At 66.9% G+C, this 24,526-nt stretch carries 21 protein-coding genes and 3 tRNA genes; 11 read left to right on the plus strand and 13 right to left on the minus strand.

Going from position 1 to position 24,526, the window contains the following annotated elements; all coding sequences use genetic code 11:
* The first annotated feature begins 57 nt into the window (after positions 1-57).
* The 6 genes from gyrB to G6N09_RS08685 all read left to right on the plus strand — a co-directional run bounded on the left by gyrB (position 58) and on the right by G6N09_RS08685 (position 6,178).
* The gene (gyrB, locus tag G6N09_RS08660; protein ID WP_109558940.1) at positions 58-2,109 is read left to right on the plus strand and encodes a DNA topoisomerase (ATP-hydrolyzing) subunit B; all 2,052 of its coding nucleotides are present in this window, start codon (positions 58-60) and stop codon (positions 2,107-2,109) included.
* An 81-nt stretch (positions 2,110-2,190) separates the two neighbouring features.
* Positions 2,191-4,686, plus strand: coding sequence for a DNA gyrase subunit A (gyrA, locus tag G6N09_RS08665; protein WP_083026240.1), 2,496 nt, complete (start codon positions 2,191-2,193; stop codon positions 4,684-4,686).
* Between the two features lie 56 nt (positions 4,687-4,742).
* Entirely contained in the window at positions 4,743-5,609 is an 867-nt protein-coding gene (locus G6N09_RS08670; RefSeq protein WP_083026242.1) for a DUF3566 domain-containing protein, read from the plus strand.
* Positions 5,610-5,683: 74 nt separating this feature from the next.
* A tRNA-Ile gene (locus G6N09_RS08675) sits at positions 5,684-5,757 on the plus strand.
* 12 nt (positions 5,758-5,769) lie between these two features.
* Positions 5,770-5,842: transfer RNA gene (locus G6N09_RS08680), tRNA-Ala, on the plus strand.
* A 132-nt stretch (positions 5,843-5,974) separates the two neighbouring features.
* A complete protein-coding gene (locus G6N09_RS08685; RefSeq protein WP_083026244.1) occupies positions 5,975-6,178 on the plus strand; it encodes an excalibur calcium-binding domain-containing protein in 204 nt (67 codons plus the stop codon).
* Positions 6,179-6,205: 27 nt separating this feature from the next.
* Here G6N09_RS08685 and cwsA read toward each other — a convergent pair whose 3' ends face one another.
* The gene (cwsA, locus tag G6N09_RS08690; protein WP_083026245.1) at positions 6,206-6,631 is read right to left on the minus strand and encodes a cell wall synthesis protein CwsA; all 426 of its coding nucleotides are present in this window, start codon (positions 6,629-6,631) and stop codon (positions 6,206-6,208) included.
* A gap of 40 nt (positions 6,632-6,671) precedes the next feature.
* Between cwsA and G6N09_RS08695 the strand changes: the two genes are divergently transcribed.
* Complete coding sequence (locus tag G6N09_RS08695; RefSeq protein WP_082104006.1) at positions 6,672-7,220, plus strand: peptidylprolyl isomerase; 549 nt, start codon at positions 6,672-6,674, stop codon at positions 7,218-7,220.
* A gap of 22 nt (positions 7,221-7,242) precedes the next feature.
* Here the strand turns inward: G6N09_RS08695 and G6N09_RS08700 are convergent, their stop codons facing one another.
* On the minus strand, positions 7,243-7,674 hold the full coding sequence (locus tag G6N09_RS08700) for a PH domain-containing protein (RefSeq protein ID WP_083026247.1): 432 nt from the start codon (positions 7,672-7,674) through the stop codon (positions 7,243-7,245).
* Between the two features lie 141 nt (positions 7,675-7,815).
* Complete coding sequence (gene crgA, locus G6N09_RS08705) at positions 7,816-8,100, minus strand: cell division protein CrgA (protein ID WP_083026250.1); 285 nt, start codon at positions 8,098-8,100, stop codon at positions 7,816-7,818.
* A gap of 92 nt (positions 8,101-8,192) precedes the next feature.
* On the opposite strand from crgA, the gene G6N09_RS08710 reads away from it, so the two are divergent.
* Entirely contained in the window at positions 8,193-8,957 is a 765-nt protein-coding gene (locus tag G6N09_RS08710; RefSeq protein WP_083026252.1) for a DUF881 domain-containing protein, read from the plus strand.
* A 38-nt stretch (positions 8,958-8,995) separates the two neighbouring features.
* Positions 8,996-9,661, plus strand: coding sequence for an aminodeoxychorismate/anthranilate synthase component II (locus G6N09_RS08715; protein WP_083026254.1), 666 nt, complete (start codon positions 8,996-8,998; stop codon positions 9,659-9,661).
* A gap of 1 nt (position 9,662) precedes the next feature.
* Here the strand turns inward: G6N09_RS08715 and pknB are convergent, their stop codons facing one another.
* From pknB to G6N09_RS08750, 7 genes are all read right to left on the minus strand, one after another.
* Complete coding sequence (pknB, locus tag G6N09_RS08720; RefSeq protein WP_083026256.1) at positions 9,663-11,537, minus strand: Stk1 family PASTA domain-containing Ser/Thr kinase; 1,875 nt, start codon at positions 11,535-11,537, stop codon at positions 9,663-9,665.
* A complete protein-coding gene (locus G6N09_RS08725; protein ID WP_083026258.1) occupies positions 11,534-12,766 on the minus strand; it encodes a protein kinase domain-containing protein in 1,233 nt (410 codons plus the stop codon). The genes pknB and G6N09_RS08725 overlap by 4 nt, the downstream gene beginning before the upstream one ends.
* Positions 12,763-14,241, minus strand: coding sequence for a D,D-transpeptidase PbpA (gene pbpA / locus G6N09_RS08730; RefSeq protein WP_083026261.1), 1,479 nt, complete (start codon positions 14,239-14,241; stop codon positions 12,763-12,765). Before pbpA ends, G6N09_RS08725 begins: the two co-directional genes overlap by 4 nt.
* Entirely contained in the window at positions 14,238-15,647 is a 1,410-nt protein-coding gene (locus tag G6N09_RS08735) for a peptidoglycan glycosyltransferase RodA (RefSeq protein ID WP_083026263.1), read from the minus strand. Before G6N09_RS08735 ends, pbpA begins: the two co-directional genes overlap by 4 nt.
* Positions 15,644-17,095 carry a PP2C family protein-serine/threonine phosphatase gene (locus G6N09_RS08740; RefSeq protein WP_083026265.1) on the minus strand — a complete coding sequence of 484 codons (1,452 nt, stop codon included), beginning with the start codon at positions 17,093-17,095 and terminating at the stop codon, positions 15,644-15,646. Before G6N09_RS08740 ends, G6N09_RS08735 begins: the two co-directional genes overlap by 4 nt.
* Positions 17,092-17,559, minus strand: a complete 468-nt coding sequence (locus G6N09_RS08745; RefSeq protein ID WP_083026266.1) for an FHA domain-containing protein FhaB/FipA — start codon at positions 17,557-17,559, stop codon at positions 17,092-17,094. Before G6N09_RS08745 ends, G6N09_RS08740 begins: the two co-directional genes overlap by 4 nt.
* 146 nt (positions 17,560-17,705) lie before the next feature.
* On the minus strand, positions 17,706-19,166 hold the full coding sequence (locus tag G6N09_RS08750; RefSeq protein WP_083026379.1) for an FhaA domain-containing protein: 1,461 nt from the start codon (positions 19,164-19,166) through the stop codon (positions 17,706-17,708).
* Positions 19,167-19,422: 256 nt separating this feature from the next.
* Here G6N09_RS08750 and G6N09_RS08755 point away from each other — a divergent pair.
* Positions 19,423-19,505 (plus strand) — tRNA-Leu (locus tag G6N09_RS08755).
* 39 nt (positions 19,506-19,544) lie between these two features.
* Here G6N09_RS08755 and G6N09_RS08760 read toward each other — a convergent pair.
* The 3 genes from G6N09_RS08760 to G6N09_RS08770 all read right to left on the minus strand — a co-directional run bounded on the left by G6N09_RS08760 (position 19,545) and on the right by G6N09_RS08770 (position 23,507).
* Positions 19,545-20,756 (minus strand): IS481 family transposase, encoded by a 1,212-nt coding sequence (locus tag G6N09_RS08760; RefSeq protein WP_163752733.1) that lies wholly within the window; start codon positions 20,754-20,756, stop codon positions 19,545-19,547.
* 197 nt (positions 20,757-20,953) lie between these two features.
* The gene (locus tag G6N09_RS08765) at positions 20,954-22,609 is read right to left on the minus strand and encodes an RNA-binding domain-containing protein (RefSeq protein ID WP_083026271.1); all 1,656 of its coding nucleotides are present in this window, start codon (positions 22,607-22,609) and stop codon (positions 20,954-20,956) included.
* Positions 22,610-22,862: 253 nt separating this feature from the next.
* The gene (locus G6N09_RS08770; RefSeq protein ID WP_083026273.1) at positions 22,863-23,507 is read right to left on the minus strand and encodes a TIGR03086 family metal-binding protein; all 645 of its coding nucleotides are present in this window, start codon (positions 23,505-23,507) and stop codon (positions 22,863-22,865) included.
* A 62-nt stretch (positions 23,508-23,569) separates the two neighbouring features.
* Here G6N09_RS08770 and G6N09_RS08775 point away from each other — a divergent pair, with 62 nt between their 5' ends.
* Positions 23,570-24,517: a helix-turn-helix transcriptional regulator gene (locus tag G6N09_RS08775; RefSeq protein WP_083026275.1), complete on the plus strand. Its 948-nt coding sequence runs from the start codon at positions 23,570-23,572 to the stop codon at positions 24,515-24,517.
* Positions 24,518-24,526 lie beyond the last annotated feature (9 nt).

A 24,526-nucleotide genomic window follows, 5' to 3' on the forward strand; every position in this document is an offset into this window, starting at 1 on the left:
CGGGCCCCCAAGGTAGACTGACTCGGTATCCCGCGCACGCACCCGATGGTGCGTCACATGCTGGCTTGCGAACCTGAGGAGAACTTCCCGACCGTGGCTGCCCAAAACAAATATGGTGCCGATTCCATCAAGGTTCTCGAAGGCCTCGAAGCGGTCCGCAAAAGACCAGGCATGTATATCGGCTCCACCGGGGAACGCGGTCTGCACCACCTCATCTGGGAAGTCGTGGACAACGCCGTGGATGAGGCGATGGCCGGCTTCGCCACCACCGTCACCGTCCGCATCCTCGAAGACGGCGGTGTGGAGGTCACCGACGACGGTCGAGGCATCCCGGTGGCCATGCACTCCACTGGCATTCCGACCGTCGATGTCGTCATGACCGTGCTGCACGCCGGCGGAAAGTTCGAGGAGGGCGCCTACAGCGTCTCCGGCGGTCTGCACGGCGTCGGCGTCTCGGTGGTCAACGCGCTGTCCACCCGATTGGAAGCCGATATCTCCGTCGACGGCTACCAGTGGTTCCAGACTTACGACAAATCCGTTCCGGGAACCCTGCGTAAGGGCGAGAAGACCAAGAAGACCGGCACCACCATCCGGTTCTGGGCCGACCCTGACATCTTCGAGACCACCACCTATGACTTCGAGACCGTGGCGCGTCGCCTGCAGGAGATGGCTTTCCTCAACAAGGGCCTGACCATTGACCTCACCGATGAGCGGGTTCGGGTCGAGGAAGTCGTCGACGAGGTGGTCAGCGACACCGCCGAGGCACCCAAGACCGCCGAGGAACAGGCCGCCGAGGCCGTGGCCCCACACAAGGTCAAGCACCGCACCTTCTGCTACCCGGGCGGCTTGCGCGATTTCGTGCAGCACATCAACCGCAGCAAGACCGCGATCCATCCGACCATCGTCGACTTCGACGGCAAGGGCACCGGTCACGAAGTCGAGATCGCCATGCAGTGGAACGGCGGCTACTCCGAGTCGGTGCACACCTTCGCCAACACCATCAACACCGCTGAGGGCGGCACCCACGAAGAGGGCTTCCGTTCAGCGCTCACCAGCGTGGTGAACAAGTACGCCAAAGACAAGAAGCTGCTCAAGGAGAAGGACCCCAACCTGACCGGCGACGACATTCGTGAGGGCCTGGCCGCCGTCATCTCGGTCAAGGTGTCTCAGCCGCAGTTCGAGGGCCAGACCAAGACCAAGCTGGGCAACACCGAAGTCAAGTCCTTCGTGCAGAAGGTCTGCAACGAGCAGCTGGGCCACTGGTTCGAGGCCAATCCCGCCGAGGCGAAGACCATCATCAACAAGGCGGTCTCTTCTGCGCAGGCCCGGATGGCCGCGCGTAAGGCTCGAGAACTGGTGCGGCGCAAGAGCGCGACCGACTTGGGCGGCCTGCCGGGCAAGCTCGCCGACTGCCGCTCCAACGATCCGACCAAATGCGAACTCTATGTTGTAGAGGGTGATTCGGCCGGCGGCTCGGCCAAGAGTGGTCGCGACTCGATGTTCCAGGCGATCCTGCCCCTGCGCGGCAAGATCATCAACGTCGAGAAGGCGCGCATCGACCGTGTGCTGAAAAACAATGAGGTCCAGGCGATCATCACCGCGTTGGGCACCGGGATTCACGACGAGTTCGACATCAGCAAGTTGCGCTATCACAAGGTTGTGCTGATGGCCGACGCTGACGTTGATGGCCAGCACATCTCGACCTTGCTGCTGACGTTGCTCTTCAGATTCATGCGGCCCCTGGTGGAGCACGGCCACATCTTCTTGGCCCAGCCTCCGCTGTACAAACTCAAGTGGCAGCGTGGCACCGAAGCCGAATTCGCCTACTCCGACCGGGAACGCGATGGTCTTCTCGAAGCTGGCAAGGCCGCCGGCAAGAAGATCAACATGGACGACGGGATCCAGCGCTACAAGGGTCTGGGCGAGATGGACGCCAAGGAACTGTGGGAGACCACCATGGACCCCAGCGTCCGGGTGCTGCGTCAGATCACTCTCGACGACGCTGCCGCCGCAGACGAACTGTTCTCGATCCTGATGGGCGAGGACGTGGAGGCCCGGCGCAGTTTCATCACCCGGAACGCGAAAGACGTGCGCTTCTTGGATGTTTAGTGATCGGCCGCGGCGCCCAGCGGCGCCCGCGAGATCTCAACACATCTGAACCGCCGGACTTCTGAACAGAACGAGGAATAGATGACAGACACCACGCTTCCGCCCGGGGACGACTCGGTGGACCGGATCGAACCGGTCGACATCCAGCAGGAGATGCAGCGCAGCTACATCGACTATGCGATGAGCGTGATCGTGGGCCGCGCCCTGCCGGAGGTCCGAGACGGCCTCAAGCCAGTGCACCGCCGCGTCCTCTACGCCATGTATGACTCGGGCTTCCGGCCGGACCGCAGTCACGCGAAGTCCGCTCGCTCGGTTGCCGAGACGATGGGCAACTACCACCCCCACGGCGACGCCTCGATCTACGACACCCTGGTGCGCATGGCCCAGCCGTGGTCGTTGCGCTACCCCCTGGTGGACGGGCAGGGAAACTTCGGTTCGCCCGGCAACGACCCCGCGGCCGCCATGCGTTACACCGAGGCCAGGCTGACCCCGCTGGCCATGGAGATGCTGCGTGAAATCGACGAGGAAACAGTCGATTTCATTCCGAACTACGACGGCCGGGTACAAGAGCCCACGGTGTTGCCCAGCAGGTTCCCGAACCTGCTGGCCAACGGCTCCGGTGGTATCGCGGTCGGTATGGCGACCAACATTCCGCCGCACAATCTGCGGGAACTCGCCGAGGCGGTGTTCTGGTGCCTGGACAACCACGAAGCCGATGAAGAGACCACGCTCGAAGCTATGATCGAGCGGGTCAAGGGACCTGACTTCCCCACGTCCGGACTCATCGTCGGCTCCCAGGGAATCAGCGACGCCTACCGCACCGGCCGGGGCTCCGTCCGGATGCGCGGGGTCGTCGAGATCGAGGAAGACTCGCGCGGCCGCGCCCTGCTGGTCATCACCGAACTGCCCTACCAGGTCAACCACGACAACTTCATCACCTCCATCGCCGAGCAGGTTCGCGACGGAAAGTTGGTGGGAATCGCCAACATTGAAGATCAGAGCAGCGACCGCGTGGGCCTGCGGATCGTCGTGGAGATCAAGCGTGACGCCGTGGCCAAGGTTGTGCTGAACAACCTCTACAAGCACACCCAGCTGCAGACCAGCTTCGGCGCCAACATGCTCTCGATCGTCGACGGTGTGCCGCGCACCCTGCGGCTGGACCAGATGATCCGCTACTACGTGGCACATCAGCTCGACGTGATCGTGCGGCGCACCCGCTACCGGCTCCGTAAGGCCGAGGAGCGGGCCCATATCCTGCGCGGCCTGGTCAAGGCACTCGACGCCCTCGACGAGGTCATCGCCCTGATCCGGGCATCGCAGACCGTCGACATCGCCCGCCAGGGCTTGATCGAACTGCTTGAGATCGATGACATTCAGGCCCAAGCGATCCTGGACATGCAGCTGCGTCGGTTGGCTGCCCTGGAACGCCAGAAGATCGTCGATGAACTGGCCAAGATCGAGGCCGAGATCGCCGATCTCAAGGACATCTTGGACAAGCCGGAACGGCAGCGCGCAATCGTGCACGACGAGCTCGCGGAGCTCGTCGAGAAGTTCGGTGATGACCGTCGTACCCGGATCATTCCCGCCGACGGCGACGTCGCCGATGAGGACTTGATCGCCCGCGAGGACGTGGTCGTCACGATCACCGAGACCGGTTACGCCAAGCGCACTAAGACCGACCTGTACCGCAGCCAGAAGCGTGGTGGGAAGGGCGTTCAGGGCGCCGGCCTCAAGCAGGACGACATCGTCGCCCACTTCTTCGTGTGTTCCACACACGACTGGATCCTGTTCTTCACCACCCAGGGCCGGGTGTACCGGGCCAAGGCATACGAGCTGCCGGAGGCGTTGCGCACCGCGCGCGGCCAACACGTGGCCAACCTGCTGGCCTTCCAGCCCGAGGAGCGCATCGCCCAGGTCATCCAGATCAAGAGCTACGAGGACGCGCCGTACCTGGTGCTGGCCACCCGCAACGGGCTGGTGAAGAAGTCGAAGCTGACCGACTTCGACTCCAACCGCTCCGGCGGCATCGTCGCGATCAATCTGCGCGACGCCGACGAACTGGTGGGCGCGGTGCTGTGCTCGGCCGAGGACGACCTGCTGCTGGTGTCGGCCAACGGTCAGTCCATCCGGTTCTCGGCGACCGACGAGGCGCTGCGGCCGATGGGCCGCGCCACCTCGGGTGTGCAGGGCATGCGGTTCAACGCCGATGACCGGCTGTTGTCGCTCAACGTGGTCCGGGAAGACACCTATCTGCTGGTGGCCACCGCCGGTGGTTACGCCAAGCGAACCGCGATCGAGGAGTACACGGCGCAGGGTCGCGGCGGCAAGGGCATCTTGACCATTCAGTACGATTCGCGGCGAGGCCGGCTGGTTGGCGCCTTGATCGTCGATGACGACAGCGAGCTCTACGCGATCACCTCCGGTGGCGGCGTGATTCGTACCGGGGCACGGCAGGTTCGTAAGGCGGGACGTCAGACCAAGGGCGTTCGGTTGATGAACTTGGGCGATGGCGACACACTGATAGCGATTGCGCGGAACGCCGACGAAGAGGCGGTCGAAGAGGAATCGGGTAGCTGAATCCGACGTCAGACCCGACCGCTGCGCGGTCGGGATACGCAGGTAAGGAGCCGTGGGTGAGCGCACCGAATGAGCCGGGGCACCCGGGCGCTGGGGGTAAGGCGGAGGCGGCCGGAAACGGACCCTCAGACGCCGGCCAGCGACCTCCGGGCCGTCCCGGTCGAATCACCGAGACCGGCGAAGCCCCGCCGTGGCAACGGGGCGGCCAGCAGCGGCCGCCGGCACCGCCGCGGCCCGCAGACCAGGTACCGGGACCGCACTCCCCCGGCGTCGACGAACGCCTACGCCGGTTCGTGTCCGGTTCGGCGGCCCCGGCGGCACCTCCTGCACCCGCAGCCACGCCGCAGGCCGGCGCTAAACCGCCTGTCCCGGCAAAGCCGCCGGCTCAGCCGGCGAAGCCTCCCGCCCAACCCGCCAAGCCTCCCGTCGCCCAGGCCAAGCCGGCGGCCAAGGCCGCGCCGGCGGTGAAGCCGGACGACGCCTACGCCAGCGAATTGCCGGATCTGTCGGAGCCCGCTCAGCGGCGCCCCGCGGTGCGGCGCCCGCAGGTGGCTGCGGGCACGAGAGGTCCGTTGCGGGCCAGTATGCAGATCCGGCGGATCGACCCGTGGAGTGCACTCAAGGTGTCGTTGCTGTTGTCGGCGGCGATGTTCTTCGTCTGGATGGTCGCGGTGGCGGTGCTCTACGTCGCTCTGGGCGCAATGGGCGTGTGGAGCAAGCTGAACAGCAATGTGGGCGATCTTCTGACGAACAACAGTGCGGCCGAGCTGGTTTCGGCCGGGTCGATTTTCGGCGGTGCCGCGCTGATCGGGTTGGTCAATGTGGTGGTGCTGACCGCGATGGCGACCCTGGGTGTGGTGATCTACAACCTGTGCACCGATGTGGTCGGCGGGGTGGAGGTGACCCTGGCCGACCGGGACTGATCGGTCGGGTGTTCAGGGCATTTTGGTGAGCGGGCACCGAGTGCGGTAATCTCGCTCGGTCGCAAGACGACTAAGGGCCTATAGCTCAGGTGGTTAGAGCGCTTCGCTGATAACGAAGAGGTCGGAGGTTCGAGTCCTCCTAGGCCCACGAGTCCCATCAGGGGCCTTAGCTCAGTTGGTAGAGCGCTGCCTTTGCAAGGCAGATGTCAGGAGTTCGAATCTCCTAGGCTCCACAGCGCGAACGCGAAAGCGTCGCTGTGACTATCGGGCGGTCACCGGCCTTGCGCCGTTCTGGCTCAGACTGCCCAGCGCCGCCCTAGGATTCACTCGGAACTTAACCTAGGCACCCTTCGGAGGAGATTGCCATGATCCGCGCAGCACTGCTGGCCCTCGTTGCCGGAGCCGGCATTGTCTCCACGCCCCTGACTCCGGTTGCCACCGCTGAGGTCGCTCCCTACCGCAATTGCACCGAGGCGCGGGCTAACGGAGACTGCGACATTCCCGCTACGTCCGACAAGTACCAGTCGAAGCTGGACCGCGACAACGACGGACTCGGCTGCGAATGCTGACCCGGGCCTGAACCACGCCCCGCATCGCTAGATCTTGTGTGATGCGTCCACGCTGGGCGGGCGTGGCGATGTCTCCTGCGGCCGGTTCGAGCGGCGGATCAGCACCGCCACCACACCGCCCGCCAGCAGCGCCGCACCGGCGGCCGCCACCAGCACCCAGAACCGGTGAACGTGACGGCGAGGGGCATTGCCTTCCAACAGCTCCGGGAACGCGGCAACGGCCTCCTGCGCGGCGGCCAACTCCCGGGCCGCGGCGTCGGCGGCTTCGGCCACCCGGTCGGACAGCTGGCTCGCCCGGTAGCGCCGGCGTAATTCGACCGCCCCACGCCGTACCGCGTCGCCACTGAGCCCCACCGCGCCCAGCGCCACATCCACCGGCCCGGCAGCGGAATGAGCCAGGCCCCGTGTCAGCCGCTCGCGGTGGGTCAACGGGGTCTCGGTCGCCAGGCGCATGGGCCCAACGCTACCCGTGACGCAGCCCACCACGCCGCGAATGGCACACTGTCTTCCCATGACCAACAGCTCCATTGCCACCGCGACCGCCACGCTGCACACCAACCGCGGCGACATCAAGATCGCGTTGTTCGGCAACCACGCCCCCAAGACCGTCGCCAACTTCGTCGGCCTGGCTCAGGGCACCAAGGAGTACTCGACCACCAACGCCTCCGGCGGCTCGTCGGGCCCGTTCTACGACGGCGCGGTGTTCCACCGGGTGATCAACGGCTTCATGATCCAGGGCGGGGACCCGACCGGTACCGGTCGCGGTGGCCCCGGCTACAAGTTCGAGGACGAGTTCCACCCCGAGCTGGTGTTCGACAAGCCCTACCTGCTGGCCATGGCCAACGCCGGTCCCGGCACCAACGGCTCGCAGTTCTTCATCACCGTGGGCCAGACCCCGCACCTGAACCGCAAGCACACCATCTTCGGTGAGGTTGTGGACGCGGACTCGCAGCGGGTGGTGGACGCCATCGCAACGACGGCAACCGACCGCGCCGACCGGCCTTCCGAGCCGGTCGTGATCGAGTCGATCACCGTCTCCTAAGCCAGCGGCACCTGCCCCTGGATCAGGGGCAGGTGTAACCGGCCGCGTTGAGTGCCGTGAGCACTTCGCGCGGATCGGTACCTAAATCCCACCGCGACAGGATCAGCATCTGGTCGTCGCGTGTCTCGATCTCCAACAGCCGGTGCCTGCGGCCGATCCGCTGATACTCCGTCACGCGTAGCCGGGTGAGGCTGTCCGGGCTCAACACCGTGGTGCGCCACCATCCGCGCACCGCCAGCCCGTCGAACGTCAGCGCCAGCTTGGGCCGGGCCCGCCAGGAGAGGCCGGCAAACACCAGCAGGCCCACTCCGGCAACGCCGGCCAGCACACGTCCAGGGGTGTCTGTCGCGAGCGTCGCCGCGCTGATCGTCAGCACCGCTCCTATCACTGCGCAGCCGGCGATCCCGCCTGCCGGCGGCGACCATTGTGTGCGCGCCGTCCCGTTTTCACTCATGTCGACCTGCGGAGAGAAAGTTATCTACAGGAGTTGTCCACAGTGGGGATAAATCACATCGATGTGATTGAGCAACTGCTTGGTTGATCGGCTGGCTGCGCAGACCGCCCGAAATCACCGGAAATCTCGCGTCTGCGCAGCTCAGTGCCAGCGCATGGTGAGCAAAAGCCCGACGATCATGAAGGCAAACGCGATGGCGTAGTTCCACGGACCCAGGTCGGCCATCCAGTTGAGCGCCGCGGGCGCGTCCAATCCGGTGGCGCCGAGCTGGTACACCATCAGCCACACCAGCCCGAGAAGCATCAGCCCCAGGAATGTTGCGACAAACCATGCGCTCGACGGGCCGCCCTTGAGTTTGACCGGGGTACGGCTCACCGACGACGGGGTGAAGCTGGTGGACTTCTTACGAACCTTGGACTTGGGCATCGGTACCTCGGGACGGTGCGGCGTGAAGCTGCGAGTATGGGTCCGTACGAGATTAGCCCAGCAGGGTAACCCAGCCGAGAACGGGAGAGCCGATGGAGCGCAACGGGCTGCCCGTATCGCCGAGTCGGCGCTTGCCGTGGCGGCTGGGGGTTCCGGTGGTCTGTGTGCTGGCCGGTCTGTTGCTGGCCGCCACCCACGGTGTGTCCGGCGGCAAAGAGATCCGTCGCGGGGATGCCCCACGACTGGTCGACCTGGTCCGTGCCACCCAGGCCACGGTGGAAGAACTCACCGCGCAGCGCGACGCCTTGGCGAGCGGTGTCGGTTCGGTCCACGGCCGCGGTTCCGGCGTTGCCCTGTCGGCGATGCGCAAGCGCAGCGACCAGCTGACCGATGCCGCCGGTCTGGAGGCCATGCACGGGCCGGGCCTGGTGGTGACCCTCACCGACGCCCAGCGTGACGCCAATGGCCGATTCCCCCGAGACGCCTCCCCCGATGACTTGGTGGTCCACCAACAAGACATCTCGGCCGTACTCAACGCGTTGTGGAGTGCCGGAGCTGAAGCCGTGCAGATGCAGGACCAGCGGATCACCGCGACCTCGGCGCCGCGCTGTGTCGGCAATACCCTGCTGCTGGAGGGCCGAACCTACAGTCCCCCGTACGTGCTGACGGCGATCGGAGACTCGGCCGCGATGCAGGCCGCCCTGGCGGCTGACCCGTTGATCAGTCTCTATAAGCAGTACGTGATCCGGTTCGGACTGGGCTACAGCGAGCAGGTGAGCGCGGACTTGGATGTGGTCGAAACACCTGCCGTCGCCCGGATGCGCTACGCGGTGCCGGCCGGACCGGTGGACTACTGACGCCGATCCCCGGGCTCGGCGGCGGTAGCCTGTTGAGCGTGCGGATCCTCGTCGTCGACAATTACGACAGCTTTGTGTTCAACCTGGTCCAGTATCTGGGCCAGTTGGGAGTGCAGGCTGCCGTCTGGCGTAACGACGACGCCCGCCTGGCCGACCCGGCCGCCGCTATCGCCGACTTCGACGGTGTCCTGCTCAGCCCTGGACCGGGCACCCCGGAACGCGCAGGCGCGTCGATTGCCCTGGTGAAGGCCTGCGCGGAGGCCAAGATCCCGGTGTTGGGGGTGTGTCTGGGGCATCAGGCGATCGGGGTCGCCTTCGGCGGCACCGTGGGCCGTGCGCCAGAACTGCTGCACGGTAAGACCAGCACTGTGTTCCACACCGATGCTGGGGTGCTCAGGGGCTTGCCGGATCCGTTCACCGCCACCCGGTATCACTCGTTGACGATCCTGCCCGAGACGCTGCCCACCGTGTTGGAAGCCACGGCGCGCACCCGCGGCGGGGTGATCATGGCGGTGCGCCACACCGACCTGCCCATCCACGGGGTGCAGTTTCACCCGGAGTCCATCCTCACCGAGGGCGGCCACCGGATGTTGGCCAACTGGCTCGGTTACTGCGGATACACCTGCGATGAAGCCCTGGTGAGCCGGCTCGAGCAAGAGATCGCCACCACCGTGCAGACCGCCCGCCGGGTTCCGGCGCAATAGCCTACTGGCCGAAGCGCAGCGTGATGTTGGCGTCGGTGTTGACGCCTTGGCCTGCGGCTGGGGTCTGGTAGAGCACCCGGTTGTGGCCGGCGCCGCCGGCATCGACGTCGGCGCCCTTGACCAGGATTCCGGTCCAGCCCATAGCCCGCAGTTGCGGTTCGACGTCGGTCCAGAACAATCCGGTCACATCCGGCATCACGAACTGGTTGCCCCGAGATACCCGCAGCTCGATCACCGCGTCCAACGGGGCGGTCTCCCCGCTGGGCGGGCTGGTGGCGATCACCTCACCGGCAGGGCGCGGGCTGTCCACCGTCACCTCGGTGATCTTGGTGAAGCCGTAGACGGTCAGGTTCTTCTGCGCCACGTCCAACGTCTGGCCGGTGACGTCGGGAACGGGCTTGGTGGCCGGCCCGCTGCCGATCACGATGATGATCTCGTTGGTGACGGCAGTGGTCTGGTTGGCCGGCGGATTGGTGCCCAGGACCTTGTCCTTGAGCTCGGGGGTCGACGGCGAATCGACCTGCTTGAACTTGCCGAATCCGGCCGCGGTCAGCTTCTTGACCGCGTCGGCGTAGCTCAACGTCGCCACATCGGGCAGCTGGCGCTGCTCGGGACCGTAAGACACGTCGACGGTGATCTTGTCGCCCTTGTTCGCCGGGGCGCCGGCGGGCGGGTCGGTACCGATCACATGGTCGGGCGGGACCGTGGAATCCGAGCGCTGCTCGGTGCGGGTCTTGAAGCCCTTATTCTGCAGTTCGGCGATCGCGTCCACCGACGCTCGGCCGCTCACGTCGGGCACCTGGATCTGGTGGGTGCTGCCGCCGAACGCATTGATCGACACCGTGACGATGACGGTCAGGACGGCGAGCACGATCGCGGCGATCAGCCACCGGCCCACCGAGCCCGGCCGATCGTGGTTGAAGTCCAGTTCTTGGCGGGGCAACGGGTCGGTCTGGGGCCCACCGGAGTCGCCGGACCGCGGCGTCATCATCGAGGCGCGGTCGGCCGCGGTGAGCACCCGGGGTGCTTCGGGGGTCTCCCCGTTGTGGACCCGCACCAAGTCGGCCCGCATCTCGGCGGCCGTCTGGTAGCGATTGTCGGGATTCTTCGCCAGGGCTTTGAGCACCACCGCGTCCAGATCGGCCGGCAGGCTGGGGAGCCGCTGCGACGGGGGCACCGGGTCTTCGCGAACGTGCTGGTAGGCCACCGCCACCGGCGAGTCGCCGACGAAAGGTGGATCGCCGGTGAGGATCTCATAGAGCACGCACCCCAGCGAGTACACGTCTGAGCGGGCGTCGACGGTGTCGCCACGAGCCTGCTCGGGCGAGAGGTACTGGGCGGTGCCGATCACCGCGGCGGTCTGGGTGACGCTGTTGCCGGCGTCGGCCACCGCGCGGGCAATGCCGAAATCCATGACCTTCACGGCGTTGTGCTCGTCGATCATGATGTTGGCGGGCTTGACGTCCCGGTGGATGATGCCGTGCTGGTGACTGAAGTTCAGGGCCTGGCAGGCGTCCGCGATCACCTCGATCGCCCGAATGGGCGGCATGGGGCCGTCGTTGTGCACGATGTCGCGCAACGTCACGCCTTCGACCAGCTCCATCACGATGTAGGGCAGTGGGCCGGCAGGGGTCTCGGCTTCGCCGGTGTCGTAGACGGCCACGATCGCGGGGTGGTTCAAGGCGGCAGCATTCTGCGCCTCACGCCGGAACCGCAGGTAGAAACTGGGGTCGCGGGCCAAGTCGGCGCGCAGCACCTTCACGGCGACCTCGCGGTGCAACCGGGTGTCGACGGCGCGGTGCACCTCCGACATGCCGCCGAAGCCCAAGACCTCGCCGAGTTCGTAGCGGTCGGACAACCGCTGCGGAGTGGTCATGATGACGTCCTGTGCCAGGTCCAGCCCGACGAGTGCGCGGGTGGTGTCGACGGAGGCGATTCGGAGCTCGACGAGGTGGTCTCCGGTACCCCGGTGTCGGTGACGGTGGCCGGTGCCAACGAACCGCCGGGGCTCTTGGCGTTGACCACGATCAATACCGCGATGATGATCGCCAGCGTGCCCAGCACCCCGGCAGCCCACAGCAGGGCGCGCTGCCCGGCGGTGAAGGTGCGTCGCGGTGGGGGTGTGCGGTGAGTGCCGGCGCTGGGCCGAGCCCGCCGCGCCGCGGTGGCCCGGGCCGAGACCGGCTGTGCGACTCGCGTGGCCGCGGTCGAGGGGATGGCCGACGGGGCGGCACGCCCGACCGGCAGCGACTGACTGGGCCGGGTGGGTCGCCGCCCGGAGCGCACGGCGGCGACGGCATCGGCGAACGGGCCACCACTGCGGTAGCGAACCCCGGGATTCTTGGCCAAGGTGATCTCGATGAGTTCACGCACGTTGGGAGGCAGCTCGGCCGGCAGCGGCGGCGGGGGCTCCTTGATGTGCTTCATCGCCACGGTCAGCGCACCGTCGCCGGTGAACGGGCGACGGCCCGAGAGCACCTCGTAGCCGACCACGCCCAGGGCGTAGACGTCACTGGAGGCGGTGGCGTCCTGGCCGAGCGCCTGCTCCGGGGCGATGTATTGGGCGGTGCCCATCACCATGCCGGTCTGGGTGACCGGGGCGGCGTCGACGGCCTTGGCGATGCCGAAGTCGGTGATCTTCACCTGACCCGTCGGCGTGATCATGATGTTGCCGGGCTTGACGTCGCGGTGCACCAGACCGGCGCTGTGCGCCACCTGCAGGGCCCGTCCGGTCTGCTCAAGCATGTCCAGGGCATGGCGCAGCGACAGGCGTCCGGTCCGCTTGAGCACCGAATTCAGTGGCTCGCCGTTGACCAGCTCCATCACCAGGAACGCGGTGCGACCCTCCCCGTCCAGGTCGGTCTCGCCATAGTCGTGCACGCTGGCGATGCCCGGGTGGTTGAGCATGGCGGTGTTGCGGGCCTCTGCCCGGAAGCGCTCGATGAATTCCGGGTCTGAGGAGAACTCCGGCTTGAGCACCTTGACCGCGACGCGCCGGCCCAGCCGGTTGTCGACGGCTTCCCAGACCTGGCCCATGCCGCCGGTGGCGATGAGCCGCTGCAGGCGGTAGCGCCCGGCCAGGGCGGCGCCGACTTGGGGACTCATGATCCCCCCTGAAGTGCGGCTTCGATGACGGCGCGGCCGATCGGCGCGGCAACGGTGCCGCCGGTGGCGGCCAACCGGTCACCGCCGTCTTCCACCACGACGGCAACGGCCACCTTCGGGGCGTTGGCCGGGGCGAAGGCGATGTACCACGCGTGCGGCGGGGTGTTCCGCGGATCGGGACCGTGTTCGGCGGTGCCGGTCTTCGACGCGATCTGTACGCCCGGGATGGCCCCCTCCTGCTGGGTCATTCTTTCGGCGTCGATCATTAATTCAGTGAGCTTAGTCGCGACCTGCGCGGACACCGCACGGCGCTGCTCATGCGGCTGCGTGGTGGCGATGCCCGCCAGGTCCGGTCCTTCCAGCCCGTCGACCAGATACGGCTGCATGGACAGGCCGCCGTTGGCGATGGTGGCCGCGATCGTGGCGTTCTTCAGTGGTGTGACGGCGACGTCCTTCTGGCCGATGCTGGTCATGCCCAGAGCTGCGGCGTCACCGATCCGGCCGATGGTGGATTCGGCGACCTGTAGCGGAATCGGCTCGGGAGTGATGTCCAATCCGAACCCCTGAGCGGTGCTGCGCAGCGCGTCCACGCCGGTACGAATACCCAACTGGACGAATGCGGTGTTGCAGGAGCGGGCGAACGCCACCCGCAGCGGGACCGCCGGTTCGTTGCCCTCGCAGGTGTTGCCGGCGTAGTTCTCCAGGGTGACGGTGCTGTCGGGCAGGGCGATGCGCGCCGCGTTGGTCAACGGTTCGTTCTCGCTGATGCCGGCCTGCAGCGCGGCGGCTGTGGTGATCACCTTGAACGTCGAGCCCGGCGGGTAGGTCTCGTTGATGGCACGGTTGGTCAGCGGCGAGGCGGGATCGTCCCGAAGCTCCTGCCAGGCCTGGCCCTGCTGAGCCGAATCGTGCGAGGACAGCAGATTGGGGTCATACGATGGCGCCGACACCATCGCCAGAATCTTGCCGGTGGACGGCTCCAGGGCCACCACGGCGCCGCGGCAGCCACCGGTGCAACCGTTCTGCATGGCTTCCCAACCCGCCTGCTGGACCCGGGGCTTCAAGGTGGTCTGTACGGTGCCGCCGCGGGGGCTGCGTCCGGTGAAGAAGTCGGCGAGCCGCAGCCCGAACAGGCGCGGGTCGGAGCCGTTGAGCACGGTGTCCTCGGCGCGCTCGAGTCCACTGCTGGAATAGCGCAGGGAGTAGAACCCGGTGACCGGCGCGTACACCGCGGGGTCGGGGTAGATGCGCTGGTAGGTGATCCGGCCGTCGGTGGGCACCGAGTAGGCCAGCAATTGGCCGGCGGCGGTGATCTGGCCGCGTTGGCGTGAGTATTCGTCGAGCAGTACCCGCTGGTTGCGCGGGTCGGCGCGCAGCCCGTCGGCGGCGAATACCTGGGTCATGGTGGCGTTGCCCAACAGCAGCACGACCAGTGCCATCAGGGTCATGGTGACGCGGCGCAGGGAGGTGTTCATACGCGCTCGATCACCGCCGTCCCGGTGTCACCGATCGGGGCCGGGCGTGCGGGCTCGGTGGTCAAGGGGCGGCGCGCGGCGTGCGAGACGCGCAGCAGGATCGCCAGCAGCACATAGTTGGCCAGCAATGAGGATCCGCCGTAGGACAGCCATGGGGTGGTGAGCCCGGTCAGCGGGATCAGTTTGGTCACACCGCCGACCACGATGAACAGCTGGATGCCCAAGGTGGCGGCCAGGCCGGCGGCCAGCAGCTTGCCGAAGCTGTCGCGGACCGCGATCGCGGTACGCATGCCGCGCACGATCACGATGGTGTAGAGAATCAGCACGCCGGCCAGCCCCACCAGGCCCAGCTCCTCACCGAACGCGGCGATGATGAAGTCCGTCGACACCGCGGGCACGTAGCCGGGCTGGCCGTTGCCCAGGCCGGTGCCGAAGATGCCGCCGGTGGCGAAGCTGAACAGCGACTGCACCATTTGGTAGCCGACGCCCTCGGGGTCGGCGAAGGGGTCCAGCCAGGTCTGCACCCGTACCCGCACGTGGCTGAACAAGAAGTAGGCCGCCACGCTGCCTGCGGCGAACAGCAGCATGCCGATCACCATCCAGCTGAACCGGCGGGTGGCCAGGTACACCACCACCAGGAACGAGGCGTATAGCAGCAGGGAGGTGCCGAGGTCCTTCTCAAATGCCATGACCCCGACCGAGATCACCCAGGCGGCCAGCAGCGGCGCCAGGTCCCGCGGGCGGGGCAGGTTCATCCCCAGCACATGCTTGCCGGCGCTGGTGAACAGGCGACGCTTGGACACCAGCACCGCGGCAAAGAAGATCAGCAGCAGGATCTTGGAGAACTCGGCAGGCTGAATAGAGAAGCCGGGCAACCGAATCCAGATCTTGGCGCCCTGGCTTTCGGACAGCGACGCCGGCAGCACCGCGGGGATCACCAGCAGCACCAGGCCCGCCAGGCCGCAGACGTAACCGCTGCCGGAGAGCTGTCGGTGGTCTTTGAGGGTCACCAGCACCAGAGCGAACACCCCGACACCGACCAGAGTCCACAACATCTGGGCGCTGGCGCCGGGACGAGCCTCCGCACCGTCGAACCCCACCCCGAGATCGATGCGGTGAATCATCACCAGACCCAGGCCGTTGAGCAGCGCCACCACCGGCAACAGCAGCGGGTCGGCGTAGCGTGCCGACCGCCGGATCACCAAGTGCGCGAAGCCGAACAGCACCACAAACGTCAAGCCGTAACCGACCAGATCCCAGCGCAGGCCCTTCTCGTGGCCGGCCTCGACGATCAGCATCGCCACCGCGATGATCATGGTCGCAAAGCACAGCAGCAACAGTTCGGCGTTGCGTCGATCCGGCAGCGCCGGGGTCAGCGCCACCGACGGCTGCGGCTCTGTTGTCATGAGACCGCCCGGCAGTCGGTCCCCGGTTCTGGAGGGGCCGGCGGCAGGTTGGTCAGGGTGGGCAGGTGCGATTTTCCGGGTGCCGGCGGCGGTGGCGGGCCGGGCCGTGGACCGGTGGGAACCAGCCCGGGCGAGGGCTTGCGTGATGGGGTGGCCTTGGTGCCGGTGGCCGAGCCGTGCGGACACGGGGGCAGCAGCGAGTCGCGGGCCAGGTTGCGCAGCTGGGTGATCGCGTCGTCGAGGGTGCCGGCGGGCAGGCCGTTGTTGACCTGCTGGCGAGCCGGCGGGCGCAGGTCCTGCAGTGTCATCAGCCGGCAGTTCAGCTTGTCGCCGGATTGGCTGTAACTGATCTGTACGAGCTCGCCCCGGCTGTCCAGGCAGCCGAGGAGGTAGGGCTCCTGCAGCGGCACACCGAGGATGGAGCCCTGCACGCCGCGCATGATCGCCACCGTGCCGCCGTAGGCGGTGACGTAGTAGTTGGTGCGAATGACGGCCCGCCCGACCAGCAGTGCGGAGCCCAGCAGCACCAGCAGCAGTGCGGCGACGATGAATTTGCGCTGCCGGGACCGGGGTGGGCGGTCGGGGGTTTCGATGCGCGGCAGTACACGCTTGGCGACGGTCTTGCGCGGTGAGATCGCCGATGCCCGGCCGGCGGCGGTGTCCAGGGAGATGGTGTGTTCGTCGCCGTTCTCGGAGACGGCCCCGGCCAGAATCGGTTGGGTCTGGCCGTAGTCGACGTCGACGACGTCGGCCACCACCACGGTCACGTTGTCGGGTCCACCGCCGCGCAGTGCCAACTCGATGAGCCGCAGGGCGCAGTCGTTGACGTCGGGAATCTGCAGGGCTTCGTGGATGGTCTCGGTGCTCACCGGATCCGAGAGGCCATCGGAGCACAGCAGGTAGCGATCCCCGGCTTGGGCCTCCCGCATGATCAAGGTGGGCTCCACCTCGTGACCGGTGAGCGCGCGCATGATCAGGGAGCGCTGGGGGTGGCTATGGGCCTCCTCCAACGTGATTCGGCCTTCGTCGACCAGAGTCTGGACGAAGGTGTCGTCCTTGGTGATCTGGGTGAGTTCGCCGTCGCGCATCAGGTAGCCGCGGGAGTCGCCGATGTGGGCCAGCCCCAGCCGGGGGCCGGCGAACAGGATGGCGGTCAGCGTGGTGCCCATGCCTTCGAGGTCGGGGTGCTCTTCGACGTAGGCCGCGATCGCGGAGTTGCCCTCGTGCACTGCGCGTTCCAGCTTGGCCAGCAGGTCGCCGCCGGGCTCGTCGTCATCGAGATGCGCCAGCGCGGCGATCACCAGCTGCGACGCGACCTCGCCGGCGGCGTGCCCGCCCATCCCGTCGGCCAGCGCCAGCAGCCGCGCGCCGGCGTACACCGAGTCCTCGTTGTTGGAGCGCACCAGACCGCGGTCGCTGCGGGCGGCATAGCGCAGAACGAGGCTCACCGGCGGAGCTCGATTGCGGTCTTGCCGATCCGTATCGGCGTTCCGACCGGTACGCGTACGGCAGTGGTCACCTTCACCCTGTCAAGGTAGGTGCCGTTGGTCGAACCCAGGTCTTCGACATACCATTCCGCGCCCCGCTGTGACAGCCGAGCGTGCCGGGTGGAGGCGTAGTCATCGGTGAGCACCAGCGTGGAATCATCGGCGCGGCCGACCAGAACCGGCTGGTCGCTGAGCGCGATGCGCGCCCCGGTGAGTGGTCCTTCGGTCACCACCAGATGCCGCGCTCCTGCCCGTTGCTGGCGCGGCGGCAACAGCACGCCACGGATGGAAAGCCCCCGGCGGACCATCACCGCTTCGGTGGGGGCGTAGATGTCGGTCCGCAATATCCGCAGCACGGACCAGATGAACAGCCACAACAACGTCAAGAAACCGGCTCGCGTCAGCTGCAGCACAAGTCCCTGCATCCGGCGTCCTCTCCGTTGTCGCGCCGCCCCATCGTGCTCGTCATGGCAGAGCACATCGGCACAGTCACGATACTTGGGCGTGGCGTGCCGTAGGGCAAAGCGGCAGGGCTTTGCTGTTTTGGGTTGTCGTCGGGGGTGCCGGCGTACTAGTGGACCCGGACGATGATCTCGGAGTGCCCCAGCCGGATCACGTCGCCGTCGGCCAGCTGCCACTCCTGGACCGGGGCGTTGTTCACCGTGGTGCCGTTGGTGGAGTTCAGGTCCGACAGCAGGGCCACCCGGCCGTCCCAGCGGATCTCCAGGTGACGGCGCGAGACCCCGGTGTCGGGCAGCCGGAACTGGGCATCCTGGCCGCGGCCCACCACATTGGCGCCCTCGTGCAGCTGGTAGGTGCGGCCGCTGCCGTCATCGAGCTGCAGGGTGACTGAGGCGGGAGCGCTGTAGGCGCGTTGGCCGTAGCCACCGCCGGCCTCGCCGTATCCAGCCGCTGGGGGCTGGCCGTAGTCGTAGCCGCCCTGGCTGCCCTGGCCCTCGCCGTAGCCGCCCTGGACGGGCTGGCCGTAGTCATAGCCGGCGGGAGCCGCGGGTGCCTCGCCGTAGCCGTAGCCGGGCTGGCCGTATTCCTGGCGGCCGTAGGACGGCGCGCCCTGGTCGTACCCGCCCTGGTCGGGGTAGGCGGGGCGCTGTTCGTAGGGGGCCTCGGGGTAGCCGTACTCCTCCGGGCGAGCCTGCGGACGTTCGTACTCGCCGTAGCCGGGCTGCCCGCCCGCGGGGTAGCCCGGTGCCGGCGGCTGGTGCTGGGGGTAGCCCTGCTCATAGCCGGCCGGAGCGCCATAGCCGGCGGGCGGACGCTGCTCGTAGGGCTGCGCGGGCGGGGCGTAGCCGCCACCCTGGCCGGGGTAGCCGCCCTGCTCGGGGTAGCCACCGCGGGGCGGGCCGTAGCCGCCCGGGCCGCCCTGGCCCTGCTCGGGGTAGCCGCCGCGCTGCTCCTGCTGGTAGGGGTCGGCCTCGGGTGAGTAGGCGCCTCGGGGGTCCTGACCGCCACGAGCGTCATCGGCCGGCCGCCCGTAGCGGGGGTCGTAGTAGTCGTCGCCGGGACGATCCTGCCCGTGGGCACCGCGGTAGCTCGGGTTATCGGTCATCGGTGGCACTCCTGTTTCTGCGGTGAACGCATGAACTGATTGTCGCGGGCGGGATTCGTTGAGCGTCTCGTTGGGGCTGGCGTCAGGGTTGACCCCGCCGCGGGCGCGGACCTGGCCGGTGCGCAGACTCGGCGACTGCTGGAACCGGACCACCACATCACCATAAGTTTGCCACCCCTGTTCGCCGATGTAGCCCGCTAGATGGCGGGCGAAGGCCTTCGAGGTCAGCTCCTGGTCGGCGCCCACTTTGTCGTAGTCGTCTTTACCGAGGGTAATGACGTAATCGTTGGGTGCCAAAAGATGATTTCCGGCCAGTGAGCGCACGCCGGCGGCTGCTTCGCGGCGCAGCGCAGCCTCGACCTCCTCGGGGAGCACTTCCCCTCCGAAGACCCGGGCCATCGCATCCTCCACAGCGGATTCGAGTTTGCGCTCGATGCGATGAACCAGCCCGCGCTGGCTGTCCAAGCTGGTACCCGCCTTACTCTTCGCCGTCATAGACCGTGTCGGGGACGCTGGCGCGGCGTGTCGCTCAGCTGCATCCGCCCTGGACATGGTATCGACCCGGAGCGCTAGGGCGTCACCCCTCTACGGCGGAGAATCGGATAAGACCAGGTCACGAAGGGGTCACGGCGCTTCGTCCGGGGCCAGACGATGCCCGCCTGCGGGGCGGAGCCGATTTTTCAGGGGGCGGGGGACCCGTGATACGCTCCCCCGGTTGCTCGGGCGAGTGGCGGAATGGCAGACGCGCTGGCTTCAGGTGCCAGTGTCCTTCGGGACGTGGGGGTTCAAGTCCCCCTTCGCCCACAGTGTGATCTCTCGGGAGATCCCGGACAGGCCGAACCCTCAGGGTTCGGTCTGTTTTTGTTTTTGGTGCCATCGTGCGTGGCGGTCTTTGCTTGTTGGTTGGTAGTCGCGGGTGGGGTCGATGGTGAGTTCGCGGCGTAGTTCGCCGGTGGTGGCGTCGATGATCCGGACTTCGAGGTCCTGGATGAGCAGGGTGACGGGGGTTCCGGCGAGGGTTCGGCCCATGCCGATGTGGTGCAGGGTGCCGTTGACGCGCAGGGTGAGTTTGCCGTGTTTGTCGATGCGGTCGTGTCGTAGGCGGTGGTGATTGTGGTGGTGGTGGTCGGTGGTGGGGATGGCTTTGGGGCGGGCTTGGTAGGTCGCGGCTGGTGTTGCGTGGTGTGGCAGTGAGCTGTGGGGGCGTCGGTTGTTGTATTCGTCGACGAAGTGGTTGATGAGGGTTTGCAGTTCGGCGACGCTGTGTGGTTGTTGGGGTTGGTTGCGTAGCCATCTTTTGAGTGTCTGCTGGTAGCGCTCGACTTTCCCGCAGGTGGTGGGGTGGTTGGGTCGGGAGTTTTTCTGTTGGTTGTGCAGGCGGGCGAGTTCGGCTTCGAGTGCGGTGCGGCCGCCGCGGCCGTTGGCGAATCGGACGGTGTAGACCATGCCGTTGTCGGTCAGTGTTGAGGCGGGATGGCCGTGTTCGCTGGAGGTTTGGCGGAACGTCGTGAGGACGGTTTTGGCGGTGACTGGGGTGTGGGCGCTGCAGTGCAGGGCGTAGCGGGAGTGGTCGTCGAGCCAGGTGAGGATTTCGACGTCGGTGCCGTCGGTGAGGCGGTAGTGGGTGAAGTCGGATTGCCAGGTTTGGTTGGGCATTTCGGCTTGGAATCGGATGTAGGAGGCCTTCGGACGCTTTTTGGGGGCGGGTGTGATGAGGCCTTGGCGGGTCAGGATCCGGGCGATGGTCGCGGTCGACACGGGGGTTTGGTGGTGGTGTTTGAGGTGCCAGGCCAAGGTGGCCGGCCCGGCGTCTAGGCCCGCGGCGGTGAGTTGCTGGCGTAGGCGCACGATCAGCTCGACCGTGGCCGGCGATGTGGCGTTGGGGCTGGTGTGGGGGCGCCGGGAGCGCGGTTCGAAGGCGGCGTCGCCTTCGTCTCGGTAGCGGGCCAGCAGTTCATAGAGCCACGACCTCGAGACGCCGTACTGAGCGCAGACCTCCGCTGCGGGGCGGCCTTCTAGGACTACGGCGGTGATGACCAGGCGCGCTTTCGACACCCACCGAACAGCCCGGGATGTCCTGAAGGATCACACCCCCCTTCGCCCACATTGTGTGGTGCTCCGAACTGGAGGCGCTTGGGTCACGAACTCGAAAGAGGGCGTGGCCTTTTGTGTTTGGTGTTGTGAGTTGTGGTTTGGGCGTTGGCGGAGACTTCCGGCGCCAACTCACTCCCCTACAATCTCCAGGGCTCGGCTCAGCGGCTCCGTGAATCGGTCACTACGTAGTGGGCCCCGCGACGTGCTCCTTGAAGCGTCAGGCGACCGTCATCGACGAGACGTTTCAACGTTGCGCGCGCTTGTGCGGGGGTTGTCTGGCAGAGCTGGGCTGCTTGACTTCGAGTGATCGATCCGTAGGCGCTCACGTAATCGAGGATCATTCGCTCTTGTTGGAGGGGGTCAGCTCCCTTGACGCGAACGTAGGCGTTGCGGTCCTGCGCCAGGTCATAGAAGCGCGCAGTCAGATGAAACTTGCGGCTTCGGCCAACCCCACGGGCTTCCAGTATGCCTGCTTCCACGAGCCGGCCAAGTAGGCTCCTCGCGGACGCAGGTATCAGATTGAGGGCCTCGGCGACCTCTAGACTCGTGGCGGACCCTGCTGACTTGACTTCGTGGACAAGGCGCAGCTCGTTCAGGCTAAGCGGCTGTTGTTGCTGGTTTTCCCAAGTCAAGAGGAATCTCACCAGGTCGAGGTCCGCGTTTCCCAGAGGAACTGTGACCACGACTGACTCTGCACTGCTTCGGGAATAGTCGGGAACGTCGCGGCCGGCGCGGAGTTGTTGCTCGAACATATCGTTGACGCCTTTGCCTTTTCGTTCGACGAGGCCGGCACGTTTGAATGCGGCGGCGAGTATCGGACTTCGGGGGCGGGATTGGTCGAGGATGTTCGCGGTTGTGACGCCGGGGGGAAAGCCGCCCGGGTTCGACACGATGAATTCGCTGGCGGTGATTTGCACAGCTGTGGGTCCGAGCGCCGCGTAGTCGCGGTGTACCAATGCATTTGCGACCGCTTCCCGGCGGGTTACGGACGGGATGAGGGAGATTTCTATCCGATGAATTCCCGCCATGAGTTCGATGACGCTGTTGCGCTGGTCGATGAGGTCATGCAAGGTCTTGGCGGCGCGTAGCAGTGGGGCAACGATGGGCGTGTTGGCAGACATCTTGCCGGGTCGAAGATCGTGAAACAGGAACTCTGCGTTGGGAACCCACCGGCGAACGGCCTCTTCGGTTCCGAACAACAGGATGGCGCCGAGGCTCAGCGGATCGCTGAGGGGAACGAGGCCGAGTGCCCGGAGTATGTCGCCGTCGGAAAGTACCCCCAAGTCGTCGCCGGCGGCGCGACATAGGTTGCGGAAGCGGTTGAATTCATGCGGGTCCAAGTCGTCAGGTGCCGCGCCGCGGGCAACTGCTGCGGCGAAGTCCTGCCCGCGCATGACCATGCCCATGCTGACGATCTCGTGTGCTGTCATCGGAACGCAGGCGGGCTTGCCGGTCGTATTTATGATGCGCCTGGTGAAAACACCATCCTTGGTACCGATGGGGCCAGGGTCCGCCCGGGGGACGTCGATGCGAATGATCTCCCGGCTGTTGACGAGCGCCACGGTGACATCAACGGCAAGGGCGGGCTCGGTGGTGGCCTGAATCAATGCGGCAAGGCGGGCGGGGTCGGTGTGCGTGCCATGGCGCGGCGCGGCGCCAACAACGGTCCCGTCGTCCTCGACGCCGATGAGGAGTAGGCCGCCGTCACCGTTTGCGAGGCAGGCGACAGCGCGGACCAGGTCTCTGTCGTTGATCGCGGACTTGAACTCCGTCGTCAGAGTCTCACCGGCGTCGAGGACGGATTGGATGTCCATGGCATCGATTATGCATGGTTATGGTGTCGATCAGCGTACATAACGATGGAATCATAATTTTTGATACATATGAGGTCGTCCGGCTGTAGCGGTGAATGGCGCGTCGCACGGTGCTTTCGGACGGCAATGATTTACCTCTTCACTTCGGCCCCTTCGCCCACCGTGAGCGGCTCTACGAACCGCAACCATGAAGGCCACGAACCGCAAGCGGTTCGTGGCCTCTATGGTTTGCCCCCGTCTATCGCCCCCCTGATCACCAGAGCGGGTCGCGCCCGTTCCACGCGATCAGCCGGTCGATCGCTGGGGCATCGTCTTCGAGCGCGACAGCCTCGGCGAACGGCATGGCCACCTCGTCCAGGCCCATCGCGGCCGAGATCTCGGCATACAGCGCGCGGCGGTTCTTCGGCGGCAGGATCCGGTGCGCCGACTGCAGCGCCGCGGCGATCACCGCGTCGTCCCAGTCGGGCTGCTGACCGGTCGCCACCGCCAGGTCCCAGGTGTGCACGCTGACCTCGGAGAGGTAGGAGGCCAGTACGTCGGCACCGCTGCCCTGAATCCACGGCAGCGCCATCGGCTGGGCAAGTAGGGCGTCGTCACTCCAGGCCTGGGCAGCTTTGCCGGCGGACTCCTGCCAGGCATCGGCCCAGCGGCCGTCCGCGATCTGCGGTTCGGCGACGGCGAAGGGGTCGCCGCCGTTGCCCAGTGCGGCAATACGGTCCAGCACGCTGATCAGGTGAATCACCATGGCCCGCACGTCCATCGCGGGGCACGGCGTGAGGTCGGTGTGCTGTTCGGAGCGAATGCCGGCGATCACGGCGCCGCCGGTGGCAACGGCGCGCTCGAGAAGGGGCCGGGGGTCGGTCACAGGGGCTGCGGGAGAACTCGTCGGTGTAGTCATGGCGCCATTGTTGTGACCTTAACCGGACATCTATTGGCCTATTTATGTGGGAATCTGCTGGGGTGCGAGCTGACCGGCTGGTGGCCACCCTTCTGCTGCTGCAGCAGCGCAAGCAGGTGACCGCCGCCGAGGTAGCCCGCGAGCTCGAGGTATCCGAGCGCACCGCCCGCCGCGACCTCGAAGCGCTCAGTGTCGCCGGGATTCCGGTGTACTCGACGCAGGGCCGCGGGGGCGGGTGGCGCTTGGTGGGCGGCGCGCGCACCGACCTGACGGGGCTGACCGCAAGCGAGGCTCGCGCCCTGTTTCTCGTGGCCGGGCCGGCGTCCACGGCCACGCCGGACGTCAAGGCCGCCCTGCGCAAGCTCGTACGCGCGTTGCCCGAGCCCTTCCGGGCACAGGCCGAGGCCGCCGCGACCTCAGTGGTCGTAGATCCGCGACTCTGGGGTGCCAGTCAGGCCGCGCCGCCTCCACCACGTTTCCTCGACGCGCTGCAGGAGGCGGTGATCAGCGGGGTGCAGGTCTGGCTCGGCTACGTCGACAGCAAAGGCGCCGTGACCGAGCGGACCGTCCACCCGCTGGGCATCGTCGCCAAGGGTCCGACCTGGTACCTGGTGGCGGAAACGGAGGTGGGCCGGCGGACCTTCCGGATCGATCGGGTGTCGTCTCTCGCGTTGACCGAGGAGCCTGTACGCCGGCCCCAGGGTTTCGATCTTGCGCAGAGTTGGCGGGAGATCGCCGACGAGGTCGACCGCAAGCGCACCCCGCTGGAGGCCCAGGCGCTGTGCGCCCCCGACGGGATCGGTCTGCTGCGGGCCATGCTCGGGGGCCGCTTGGAGGTGGGCGGTGCCACGCCCGACGGCCGGATCGAGGTGGTGATCCGGGCCCACAATGAGTACGCCGTGGCCGGCCAACTCGCCGGGCTCATCGAATGGGTCGAGGTGACGGGTCCCCCGGGCGTGCGTGATCACCTGGCCGCCATCGGTACCGCGCTGGTGGCGCGGTACCGATGAGCGCCCGTC

This window comes from Mycolicibacter minnesotensis, from assembly GCF_010731755.1.
GTDB lineage: Bacteria > Actinomycetota > Actinomycetes > Mycobacteriales > Mycobacteriaceae > Mycobacterium > Mycobacterium minnesotense.

Excerpts from the sequence above, each read along its gene's own strand:
- gyrB (WP_109558940.1), top strand. The coding sequence starts at position 58 with ATGCTGGCTTGCGAACCTGAGGAGAACTTCCCGACCGTGGCTGCCCAA.
- gyrA (WP_083026240.1), top strand. The coding sequence starts at position 2,191 with ATGACAGACACCACGCTTCCGCCCGGGGACGACTCGGTGGACCGGATC.
- G6N09_RS08685 (WP_083026244.1), top strand. The coding sequence starts at position 5,975 with ATGATCCGCGCAGCACTGCTGGCCCTCGTTGCCGGAGCCGGCATTGTC.
- cwsA (WP_083026245.1), bottom strand. The coding sequence starts at position 6,631 with ATGCGCCTGGCGACCGAGACCCCGTTGACCCACCGCGAGCGGCTGACA.
- G6N09_RS08695 (WP_082104006.1), top strand. The coding sequence starts at position 6,672 with ATGGCACACTGTCTTCCCATGACCAACAGCTCCATTGCCACCGCGACC.
- G6N09_RS08700 (WP_083026247.1), bottom strand. The coding sequence starts at position 7,674 with ATGAGTGAAAACGGGACGGCGCGCACACAATGGTCGCCGCCGGCAGGC.
- crgA (WP_083026250.1), bottom strand. The coding sequence starts at position 8,100 with ATGCCCAAGTCCAAGGTTCGTAAGAAGTCCACCAGCTTCACCCCGTCG.
- G6N09_RS08710 (WP_083026252.1), top strand. The coding sequence starts at position 8,193 with ATGGAGCGCAACGGGCTGCCCGTATCGCCGAGTCGGCGCTTGCCGTGG.
- pknB (WP_083026256.1), bottom strand. The coding sequence starts at position 11,537 with ATGACCACTCCGCAGCGGTTGTCCGACCGCTACGAACTCGGCGAGGTC.
- G6N09_RS08725 (WP_083026258.1), bottom strand. The coding sequence starts at position 12,766 with ATGAGTCCCCAAGTCGGCGCCGCCCTGGCCGGGCGCTACCGCCTGCAG.
- pbpA (WP_083026261.1), bottom strand. The coding sequence starts at position 14,241 with ATGAACACCTCCCTGCGCCGCGTCACCATGACCCTGATGGCACTGGTC.
- G6N09_RS08735 (WP_083026263.1), bottom strand. The coding sequence starts at position 15,647 with ATGACAACAGAGCCGCAGCCGTCGGTGGCGCTGACCCCGGCGCTGCCG.
- G6N09_RS08745 (WP_083026266.1), bottom strand. The coding sequence starts at position 17,559 with ATGCAGGGACTTGTGCTGCAGCTGACGCGAGCCGGTTTCTTGACGTTG.
- G6N09_RS08765 (WP_083026271.1), bottom strand. The coding sequence starts at position 22,609 with ATGGACATCCAATCCGTCCTCGACGCCGGTGAGACTCTGACGACGGAG.
- G6N09_RS08770 (WP_083026273.1), bottom strand. The coding sequence starts at position 23,507 with ATGACTACACCGACGAGTTCTCCCGCAGCCCCTGTGACCGACCCCCGG.